We start from the raw sequence: 251 nt of genomic DNA, 5'->3' as shown, positions 1-251 counted from the left end.
TAAATTGCATGCAGTGTTTACTACTGATGGGATTTTTATCGATTTTGATGTAACACAAGCTTCTGTACATGATATTCATTATCTCAAAGATATTAAGCACTTGTATCAAAATTGTACAATATTAGGATACAAAGGTTATCTGAGTATTGATTATCAAAGAGACTTATTTACTTACAACCAGATTAATATGGAAGTACCTATGCGAAAAAATCAACATGGATATAATCCGCAGCCTTATATTTTTAGAAAAT

General features: G+C 29.1%; 1 protein-coding gene. It reads left to right on the top strand.

The annotated features are described in order from the left end of the window. The coding region (locus GNY06_RS04505; RefSeq protein ID WP_166518994.1) for a transposase at positions 1–251 on the top strand (251 nt) is incomplete at both ends.

This window comes from Elizabethkingia argenteiflava (assembly GCF_009904105.1).
Taxonomy (GTDB): domain Bacteria; phylum Bacteroidota; class Bacteroidia; order Flavobacteriales; family Weeksellaceae; genus Elizabethkingia; species Elizabethkingia argenteiflava.
The sequence above is the reverse complement of the archived record's forward strand: the minus strand, read 5'-3'. Positions and strand labels throughout refer to the sequence as shown.